Below are 3,621 nucleotides of genomic sequence, written 5' to 3' on the forward strand. Positions count from 1 at the left end.
AAGGATTTACTGGCGAAAAATATGGAGGAAGTACTTATTGGGATACTGAAGCGTATTGTATTCCTTTTTATATGGCAACCAAAGACCAATCTGTAGCTAGAACCTTGTTAGAATACAGATACAATCATTTAGATAAAGCTATCGAAAACGCTGCAAAATTAGGCTTTAAAAACGGAGCAGCATTGTACCCAATGGTTACCATGAATGGTGAAGAATGTCATAATGAATGGGAAATTACATTTCAAGAAATTCATAGAAATGGGGCAATCGCTTTTGCCATTTATAATTATCACAGATTTACAAATGATTATTCTTACATTCCAGAAAAAGGATTAGAGGTTTTAATAGGAATTGCTCGTTTCTGGCACCAAAGAGTTAATTTTTCAACAGCTAAAAATAAATATGTAATGTTGGGCGTTACTGGGCCAAATGAGTATGAAAATAATATCAATAATAATTTTTATACCAATTATATAGCCAAATGGTGTATAGAATATGCCTTAGAAAATATTGATATTGTTAAAAATGATCATATCTCAGACTTTATAAGAATTAAAGAAAAAGTTGGTATTACTGAGGATGAATTAATGGGTTGGAAAAAAGTTGCAGATAACATGTATTTTCCATACTCTGAGGAACACAATATTTATTTACAACAAGATGGATTTTTAGACAAAGAATTAATTACAGTTGCAGATTTAGATAAAAGTCAAAGGCCTATCAACCAGAAATGGAGTTGGGATAGAATTTTACGTTCTCCTTACATTAAACAAGCAGATACTTTGCAAGGTTTTTATATGTTCGAAGATCATTTTTCTACGGAAGAATTAGAACGTCATTTCGATTTTTACGAGCCATTTACAGTACATGAAAGCTCACTTTCACCTTGTGTACATAGCATTCAAGCTGCAAAGTTAAATAGAATGGAGCAAGCCTATACGTTTTACTTAAGAACATCTCGTTTAGATTTAGATGATTACAATCACGAAGTAGAAGAAGGTTTACATACTACTTCAATGGCAGGAACTTGGATGAGTATTGTTGAAGGTTTTGGTGGTATGAGAGTTGTAAATAATACACTTTCCTTTGCTCCAAAGATTCCAAAAGAATGGAAATCTTACTCGTTTAAAGTGAATTTTAGAAATCAAATTTTAACTATTAATGTTACTCAGAAAGACACACATTTTAAAATTGATGGAAAAAACGAAATCAATATTTTAGTAAATGGAGAATTGGTAACAGTTTCTCCAGACAATTTAGTAACAGTTTAAATTAATAACAAATGAAACTCTTCAGAAACATTTTATTTTCATTATCAATTATTTTTATTTTTTCGTGTAAAAATGAAAAAATTCAAAAAAATGTTTCTGAAGTTTCTATTACCAATAGTTCTTTAGAACGTGTAGAACCACCTAATTGGTTTATAGGTTTTAAAGATACATCATTACAATTATTAGTAAAAGAGCCAAATATTGGTAGTTTTACACCTTCTATTTCTTATGAAGGAATTTCGATAATTAAAGTAAATAAAGCAAAAAGTAAAAATTACTTGTTTATTGATTTACAAATTGATAAAACTACAAAACCTGGAAAATTTGATATTGTTTTTTCTTCAGAAAATAAAAAGGATAAAGTACATACTTACGAGCTAAAGTCAAGAGAAAAAGAACCTGAAAACTATATTGGGTTTGATAGTTCAGATGTTTTGTATTTAATAACACCAGATAGATTTGCGAATGCAGACACCTCTAATGATACAGGCTTTAAAACTTCTAAAGCAAATGAATCAGAAGAAAATGTTCAATTCCTAAAAGAAAACAAAATCAACAGAAATGATGATTATGCTAGACATGGCGGAGATATTAAAGGAATTATCAATCATTTAGATTATATAAATGATATGGGTTTTACAGCAATTTGGTCTTGCCCATTATTAACTAACGACATGCCCAGACAATCTTATCATGGGTATGCAATTACAGATTTGTACGAAATAGATCCACGATTTGGAACTTTAGCAGATTACAGAGAATTGGCTGATAAATCCAGAAAAAAAGGCATCAAATTAATAATGGATCAAGTAGCCAATCATTGTGGAAGTGAACATTGGTGGATGAAAGATTTGCCTTTTGAAGATTGGGTAAATTATCAAGAAAATTTTGAAAATAAGGGAGATTTAATTACTTCAAATCACAGAAGAACAACAAATCAAGATACCTACGCCTCAAAAATAGATAAAAAACAAAACTCAGATGGTTGGTTTGTGTCTACAATGCCAGATTTGAATCAGAAAAATCCATTTATGGCAAAGTATATCATTCAAAATAGTATTTGGTGGATAGAAACTATTGGTTTAAGTGGAATTAGACAAGACACCTATCCTTATCCAGACAAAGATTTTATGAGTGATTGGGCAGGAGCCATAATGAACGAATATCCTAATTTTTCGATTGTTGGAGAAGAGTGGAGTTACAATCCTCTATTAATTGGTTATTGGCAAAAAGGAGCTAATAATAAAGATGGTTATGAATCTAACTTAACATCTACTATGGATTTTGCCATGCAAAGAAAAGTAGTAGAAGCATTAACTGAAAAAGAATCTTGGGATACAGGTTTAACAAAATTGTATGAAGGTTTGGCAAACGATTTTCATTACGCAAAACCAAAAGATATTTTAATTTTTCCAGATAATCATGATATGAGTAGAATTTTTACTCAGTTAAATGGAGATATTCCTAACACAAAAATGGCATTATCAGTATATTTAACATTGCCAAGAATTCCGCAAATTTATTATGGTACAGAAATTTTAATGGATGATTTTAAAAAACCAGGAGACCATGGTTTAATTCGTACCGATTTTCCAGGAGGTTTTAAAGGAGATAAAATCAATGCGTTTACTGGTGAAGGCCTACAAGAGTCACAAAAAAATATGCAATTATTCTTAAAAAAGTTTTTGAACTATCGTAAAAACTCAAAAGCAATTCATGATGGAAAAACTATTCATTTTGCACCATTTATGGGTACTTATTTTTTGTTTAGAATAGTAAAAGATGAGGTGGTTGTAAACATTATCAATAAAAATAACAAACCAATTACTATCGATTTAAAAAGATATAAAGAGATTGGTTTAGAAGGAAAAACAGTAAAAAACATTATTTCAAATGAAGAATTTATTTGGGGAGATGAAATTCAATTGAAAGAAAGAGGTAATATCACTTTAACTACAAAACTTGATTAATCAGTCACTTTTAACTTAAATAAAAGGACATAAAAATATGGTAAATGAAGAAAATTTTATTCTTAGTACTGACTTTTATTACACTTTCTTGTAAAACTCAAAAACAAGAAACTAAAACCGATGTAGATAAATTCGCTACTATTTCTGCAAATATTTTAGAAAAAGCAGTTTTAGCAGGTGGTAAAATCATTCGAGTAGATAGTTTTCCGTCAAAATTAATAACTCCAAGACCAGTAGATGTTTGGTTGCCAGAAAACTATTCAGAAAACAAAAAATATGCAGTGTTATACATGCATGATGGTCAAAATTTATTTGATGCAACTACAACTTGGAATAAACAAGAATGGATGATTGACGAAGTTGCTACTAAACTAATGAAA

At 29.7% G+C, this 3,621-nt stretch carries 3 protein-coding genes; all 3 read left to right on the forward strand.

The window, feature by feature from the left end; all coding sequences use genetic code 11:
- Positions 1-1,271 (forward strand): glycosyl hydrolase family 65 protein (locus ACTG3S_RS14045; protein WP_439129960.1); only part of this gene is annotated, 1,271 nt, incomplete at its 5' end.
- A gap of 11 nt (positions 1,272-1,282) precedes the next feature.
- On the forward strand, positions 1,283-3,241 hold the full coding sequence (locus ACTG3S_RS14050; protein ID WP_439129961.1) for a glycoside hydrolase family 13 protein: 1,959 nt from the start codon (positions 1,283-1,285) through the stop codon (positions 3,239-3,241).
- 44 nt (positions 3,242-3,285) lie between these two features.
- On the forward strand, positions 3,286-3,621 hold a 336-nt coding region (locus ACTG3S_RS14055; RefSeq protein WP_439129962.1), incomplete at its 3' end, for an alpha/beta hydrolase-fold protein.

The organism is Polaribacter sp. (genome assembly GCF_965656025.1).
GTDB lineage: Bacteria > Bacteroidota > Bacteroidia > Flavobacteriales > Flavobacteriaceae > Polaribacter.